The organism is Kitasatospora arboriphila, assembly GCF_039528095.1.
GTDB lineage: Bacteria > Actinomycetota > Actinomycetes > Streptomycetales > Streptomycetaceae > Kitasatospora > Kitasatospora arboriphila.
This window is the reverse complement of sequence record NZ_BAAALD010000180.1, coordinates 289-6,606: the sequence shown is the minus strand read 5'-3', so window position 1 is coordinate 6,606 and position 6,318 is coordinate 289. Positions and strand designations below refer to the sequence as shown.

Annotated in this window: 5 protein-coding genes and 1 pseudogene; 2 read left to right on the top strand and 4 right to left on the bottom strand. The window is 74.8% G+C overall.

Annotated elements, in window-relative coordinates:
• Nucleotides 1-40: 40 nt before the first annotated feature.
• Nucleotides 41-931: an HhH-GPD family protein gene (locus ABD353_RS38920; RefSeq protein WP_344628458.1), complete on the bottom strand. Its 891-nt coding sequence runs from the start codon at nucleotides 929-931 to the stop codon at nucleotides 41-43.
• An 80-nt stretch (nucleotides 932-1,011) separates the two neighbouring features.
• Complete coding sequence (locus ABD353_RS38915) at nucleotides 1,012-1,764, bottom strand: rhomboid family intramembrane serine protease (RefSeq protein ID WP_344628457.1); 753 nt, start codon at nucleotides 1,762-1,764, stop codon at nucleotides 1,012-1,014.
• 179 nt (nucleotides 1,765-1,943) lie between these two features.
• On the opposite strand from ABD353_RS38915, the gene ABD353_RS38910 reads away from it, so the two are divergent.
• Nucleotides 1,944-2,771, top strand: coding sequence for a hypothetical protein (locus ABD353_RS38910; protein WP_344628456.1), 828 nt, complete (start codon nucleotides 1,944-1,946; stop codon nucleotides 2,769-2,771).
• Between the two features lie 348 nt (nucleotides 2,772-3,119).
• On the opposite strand, the gene disA is transcribed toward ABD353_RS38910, so the two are convergent.
• On the bottom strand, nucleotides 3,120-4,178 hold the full coding sequence (disA, locus tag ABD353_RS38905; protein ID WP_344628459.1) for a DNA integrity scanning diadenylate cyclase DisA: 1,059 nt from the start codon (nucleotides 4,176-4,178) through the stop codon (nucleotides 3,120-3,122).
• A 178-nt stretch (nucleotides 4,179-4,356) separates the two neighbouring features.
• Nucleotides 4,357-5,889 carry a DNA repair protein RadA gene (gene radA, locus ABD353_RS38900; RefSeq protein ID WP_344628455.1) on the bottom strand — a complete coding sequence of 511 codons (1,533 nt, stop codon included), beginning with the start codon at nucleotides 5,887-5,889 and terminating at the stop codon, nucleotides 4,357-4,359.
• A gap of 218 nt (nucleotides 5,890-6,107) precedes the next feature.
• On the opposite strand from radA, the pseudogene ABD353_RS38895 reads away from it, so the two are divergent.
• Nucleotides 6,108-6,318, top strand: a pseudogene (locus tag ABD353_RS38895) (hypothetical protein); the annotation flags it as partial.

The following is a 6,318-nucleotide window of genomic DNA, read 5'->3' as shown; positions in this document are numbered from 1 at the left end:
GCCCCGGCCGGGCGGCCCCCCGTCCGTTGTTCCGGGCCGGTCAGCCCGGCAGCCGGTAGACGCCCTGGGCCACCGGCTCGACCAGGCCGTCGGCGACCAGGCCGTCCAGGGCCCGGGCCCGCTGCACGGCGTCCGGCCAGACGGCGTCCAGCCGGGCCTGCGGCACCTCGCCGTGCGCCTCGCGCAGCACGGCCAGCAGCTTGCCGCGGACCTGGCGGTCGGTGCCCTCGTAGGTCTGCCCGCGGCGGGCCGGGCCCTCGTAGGGCGGGCGGCCGGCCTTCTGCCAGGCGCAGTCGGCGAACAGCGGGCAGTCGGCGCACTCGGGTCCGCGCGCGGTGCAGACCAGCGCGCCGAGCTCCATCACGGCGACCGCCCAGGTCGCCGCCCGGTCGTCACCCTCGGGCAGGTACGCGGCGGCGGTGCGGCGCTCGGCGGCGGTGGTCGCCTGCGCCGGGTACTCCACACCGGTCACCGCCCGGGCGAACACCCGGCGGACGTTGGTGTCCAGCACCACGTGGCGCTGGCGGAAGGCGAAGGAGGCGACGGCGGCCGCGGTGTACTCGCCGACGCCGGGCAGCGCCAGCAGCGCCGCGTGGTCCTCCGGCACCTGCCCGCCGTGCTGCTCGGTGATGGCCACCGCGGCGCCGTGCAGCCGCAGCGCGCGCCGCGGGTAGCCGAGCCGGCCCCACATCCGGACGGCCTCGCCGGGGGCGTCGGCGGCCAGCCGGGCCGGGGTGGGCCAGCGCTCCATCCAGGCCGCGTAGGCGGGCAGCACCCGCTTCACCGGGGTCTGCTGGAGCATGAACTCGCTGACCATCACCGCCCAGGGCGTGGCGGTCGAGTCCCGCCAGGGCAGGTCGCGGGCGTTGGCCTCGTACCAGCCGATGACGGCGGAGTGCAGCCGGGAGGGAGTGGCATTGATGGCAACCATGGCACTGCCGATCCTCCCACGCCGCCGGCGGCGGCCCGACCGGATCGCGTGGACCGCCGGGGCTGCCGGGCCGCCCGGGCTCAGAGGCCGAGGTCGTCCAGTTCCTTGAGCAGCGCGGCCCGCGGGCTCTTTGGCAGCGTGCCGGGCGCGGCCGCGCCCCGGGTGGCCACGGTGCCGGCGGGCCCTGGCCGGGTGTCCGCCGCCGGCCCGGCGTCGGTGGCACCGGCGCGGACCGTCCGGGCGCCGCGGTCGCGCAGCAGCCAGGCGCCGAACAGGCCGCCGACCAGTCCGCCGAGGTGCCCCAGCCAGCTCACGCCCGGGGTGCCCGGCACCGCGGTGGTGAGGATGTAGGCGAACGAGGCTGCCATCACCAGGCCGACCAGGCTGTCGATGAGGTTCCGGTCGATCACGCCGCGCAGCACCACGTAGCCGAAGTAGCCGTAGATCAGGCCGCTCGCACCGACCGTCACCATCTGCTCGCTCTCGAAGAGCCAGACGGCGGCCCCGCTGGTGAGCGCCACCAGCAGGGTCAGGCCGAGGAACTTCTTCACCCCGCGGTAGGCGGCGAGGAAGCCGAAGACGAACAGCGGGCCCGAATTGCTCTCCACGTGCTGCCAGTTCACGTGCAGCAGCGGGGCTGCGAGGACGTCCGGGAGCCGCTCGGGCCGGTGCGAGCGGATGCCGAAGTCGAGGGTGAGCGCGTAGTCGCCGAGCCAGTTGGCCAGTTGCAGGGCCCACACCGTGCAGAGGAAGGCGAACATCACGAAGAACGCCCGCCGCGCCTCGGCGACGGTTCGGGCCGGGTCGGATTCGGTGCGCTGCACGGTCGCCATGACGCGACTATAGGGGGCGGCCAGGGGCCGGGACAGGCCCCCGGAACGGCCGGAAAGGCCCTCGCCCGTCCGGAGCAAATGGCGGATCATGTGAAGGAAGTGATCCCCGTACAGTGTTGATGCATCAACGGGTGCACACAGTCTCGTAGAGTTTGCGCGTGCCCTCTCTGCGTCAACCCGTGGGACCGTTGCCCGCCTCGATCTACTGGCGACGGCGTCTTGTCGTGCTCGTCGCGCTGGCCGTCGTCGCGGCGCTGGTGATCTGGCTCCTCACCGGATCGGGCGACGGCGGCGGCCAGGGGCAGAAGAAGACCTCGCAGGCCGCCCCGGTCCAGTCGATCACGCCAGGCGCCAGCCCCTCCGGCTCGGCCATCACCTCGCGCCCCGGCGGTACGGGCGGCGGCGCCGCGGCGGCCGGTGGCACCGGCGCCTCCGGCGGGGACGTCAGCCTCTCCACCGGCGGTACGGGCAGCGGCAGTTCGGACGGCACCGGCAGCACCGCGGGCGGCACGGACGGATCCGCGGCGGGCGGCACCGGCAGCGGCGGCGGCACGGGCGGCGGCCAGCCGCCGACCAACACCCCCGACGTGATGGCCCTGCCGGCCTGCGCGGCCTCCCAGGTCTCGCTGGAGCTGGCGAGCGGCCTCAACTCGTACACCGTCAAGGTCAAGCCGCGGTTCTCGCTGACCGTCCGCAACACCTCGGGCACCGGCTGCCGGGTGGATCTCGGCCGCACGGCGTCGACGCTGACCGTCACCGCCAGCAACGGCGAGCGGGTCTGGTCCTCGGGCGACTGCCCGGCGAACCGGCAGGCCACCTGGGTGCAGCTGGCCGCCGGGGCCGGGCTGACCGAGAACTTCACCTGGAGCCGCAACCGCAGCAAGCCGCAGTGCGCCTCCGCCGACGGCACGTCGGCCGGCGCCGGCAACTACCTCGTCCAGGCGGACCTGGCCGGCCCGGCCGGCGGCCCGGTCTCGGCCCGGACCTCCATCCGCCTGGAGGACTGAACCACCGGTACCGCAACGGCCCGTCCCCGACACCTCGGGGACGGGCCGTTGCGCGCGGTCGCGGGCACCCGGTGCGGCGGTTTTCGGCCGGCCCGGCACCGCGTGGTGTGGCGAGCGTGTGTCGGCCGTCCGACGCGGCGTCACCGGCGGGTGTCGGCGGCGGCGGTGTGCCCGGGTACGTCCCGGTTCGCGGGCCCGAATGCTGCACGCCTGTGTGAAGCCTGTGCGGTGTCGGGAAAGCCTCTTTGTCGCGGACCTGCCCGACGGCAGAGTGGTGGGAGCAGCCGGCCCGTCCGCCCCACCGGACGGGCCGGTGGTGCTCCGGCCCCGCGGCGGGGGCCGGGGGCGTCAGACGTAGCGTTCGAGGATCGACGACTCGGCCAGCCGGGAGAGCCCCTCGCGCACCGAGCGGGCCCGGGTCTCGCCCACGCCCTCGACCGTCTGCAGGTCGTCGATGCTGGCCGCCAGCAGCTTCTGCAGCCCGCCGAAGTGCTCGACCAGCCGCTCGATCACGGTGTTCGGCAGGCGGGGCACCTTGGCGAGCAGCCGGTAGCCGCGCGGCGAGACCGCCGAGTCCAGCGACTCCAGCGAGCCCGAGTAGCCGAGCGCCTTGACCACCGTCTGCAGGTCGAGCAGTTCGGCGTGGGTGAGCGCCTCCAGGTCGGCGAGCACCTCGATGACCGTCCGGCCCCTCTTCGCGGCCCGCTCGGGGAAGTAGTCCCGGGCGACGAGCTCGCGCTCCGGCTCCACGCCGGCGATCAGCTCGTCCAGCTGCAGCGAGAGCAGCCGGCCGTCGGTGCCGAGCTCCAGCACGTAGCCGGCGATCTCGGCGGCGATCAGCCGGACCATCTCCAGCCGCTGGACGACCGCGGCCACGTCGCGGACGGTCACCAGGTCCTCGATCTCCAGCGCGGAGAGCGTGCCGGCGACCTCGTCCAGCCGGAGCTTGTACCGCTCCAGGGTGGCCAGCGCCTGGTTGGCGCGGGAGAGGACGGTGGTGGAGTCCTCCAGCACCCGGCGGCTGCCGTTGACGTACATCGCGATCAGCCGCATCGAGTGCGAGACGGCGACCACCGGGAACCCGGTCTGCCGGTTCACCCGCTCGGCGGTGCGGTGGCGGGTGCCCGTCTCGTCGGTCGGGATGGCGGAGTCGGGCATCAGGTGCACGCCGGCCCGGACGATCTTGGTGATGTCCTTGTCCAGGATCACCGCGCCGTCGAGCTTGCAGAGCTCGCGCAGCCGGGTGGCGGTGAACTCGACGTCCAGCACGAAACCGCCGGTGCAGAGCGACTCCACGCTCTTGTCGAAGCCGAGCACGATGAGCCCGCCGGTGTTGGCCCGCAGCACGCGCTCCAGGCCGTCCCGCAGCGCCGTGCCGGGCGCGATCGCACTGAGGGAGGCCCGCAGCAGGGCCTCCTCGCGGGGGGACCTGTCCGCCCGGTCGCTGCCTGCCACGTGACTCCTCCGGTCGAGCCGGACCGCGTGGCGCGGCGCCCGACGGTCTCTCGCTTATTACTGCACCGATTACCGATTGCCCATTAGACAGGGCAAAGTCTAACTGCGTGCGGCAATAGCGGGGCCGGAGTCAGTCGAGTTCGTCGGCCCCGACCGGCTCCCAGCCGTCCATCAGCTCCTCCGGGTGGGCCGGGACGTAGGCCTGCAGGGCCGCCCGGGCCGGGTCGCCGGCACCGCCGCGGGGGGCGGCGGCCGGCGGGGCGGACGGCTCCTGGCGGGGCCGCGCGGGCCGGCGGCGGCCCGGGATCGCCCGCAGCGCCTCACCGATGTCCGACACCTCCACCACCTTCATCCCCGGCGGCACCTTGCCCGGGTCCGGCGGGACGAGCGCGTGGGTGAAGCCCAGCCGGTGCGCCTCGGCGAGCCGGCGCTGCACGCCCGTCACCCGGCGTACCTCGCCCGCCAGGCCGACCTCGCCGATGGCGACCAGGTTGCTCGGCAGCGGGGTGTCGGAGGAGGAGCTGGCCACCGCCAGGGCGATGGCGAGGTCCGCGGAGGGCTCGGTGAGCTTCACGCCGCCGACCGTCGCGGTGTAGATGTCCTGCTTGCCCAACTTCACCCCGCCGTGGCGCTCGACGACCGCCAGGATCATCGCGATGCGCGGCGACTCCAGGCCGGAGGTCGTCCGGCGCGGCGAGGGGATCTGCGAATCCACCATCAGCGCCTGCACCTCGGCGACCAGCGGGCGCCGGCCCTCCAGGGTGACGGTCAGGCAGGTGCCCGGCACCGGCTTGTCACGCCTGGTCAGGAACAGCCCGGACGGATCGGCGAGGCCCGCGATCCCCTCGTCGTGCAGCTCGAAGCAGCCGACCTCGTCGGTCGCCCCGTAGCGGTTCTTGACCCCGCGGATGATCCGCAGCCGGGCGTGCCGGTCTCCCTCGAAGGACAGCACCACGTCGACCAGGTGCTCCAGCAGGCGGGGGCCGGCGATCTGGCCGTCCTTGGTGACGTGGCCGACCAGGAGGGTCGCCATGCCGCGCTCCTTGGAGGCCCTGATCAGCGCGTTCGCCACCTCGCGGACCTGGGCCGGGCCGCCGGGCGCGCCGTCCAGCTCGGCGGAGGCGATGGTCTGCACCGAGTCGAGGATCAGCAGCCCCGGGTTCACCGCCTCGATGTGGCCGAGCACCGCCCCGAGGTCCGACTCGGCGGCCAGGTAGAGGTGCTCGGAGAGCGCGTTGATCCGGTCGGCGCGCAGCCGGACCTGGCCGGCCGACTCCTCGCCGGTGACGTACAGCGTGCGGTGCCGGTCGCTCGCGGCCTTGGCGGCCACGTCCAGCAGCAGGGTGGACTTGCCGACGCCGGGCTCGCCCGCGAGCAGCACCACGGCACCGGGCACCAGGCCGCCGCCGAGCACCCGGTCCAGCTCCGGCACGCCGGTGGTGCGGGCCGTCGCCACCTGGCCGTCGACCTGGCCGATCGGCTTCGCCGGGGAGCTGACCGGGCCGGCCGCGGTCGTCCGCAGCGGGACGGCGCCGTACTCCTCGACGGTGCCCCAGGAGTTGCACTCCGGGCAGCGGCCCACCCACTTGGGGAGCTGGTTGCCGCACTCGGTGCAGCGGTACGCCGGGCGCGGCTTGGCGGTGGTCTTGGTGCGGGCTGCCATGCGGCCAACCGTAGCCGGTGGGTCCGACAACGCGGGCCGGGCCGGTCCGCGGCGGCCCGGCCGGCCCCCCACGCGCGGGGGGGGGCACGGGGCATCCGGGCGGCGTGCGCGGGCCGGATGCGCGCGGGGTCACGGGTGGGCCGATGCTGTTACCCGAAAGAAGTACAAGCCCCGGGAAACCACCGGACCGGGCGAATCCCGTCCCTACCGTCGGATCCGTGACGAGCTTGCTTGAGAGCCCGGTGGCCTCCGCCGGGGCACCGGTCCTGCACGCCTACGGGCAGCACGTGGACGGCCTGTTCACCTACTGCCTCTCCGTCCTGTGCGAGCACGACGCCGCCCTGGCCGCCGTCGCCGAGGTCGGCGACCTGGCGCTGCGGCACGGGGGGCGGCTCGCCGGGCCGGCGGGCGGCCGGGGGGGGGGGGGGG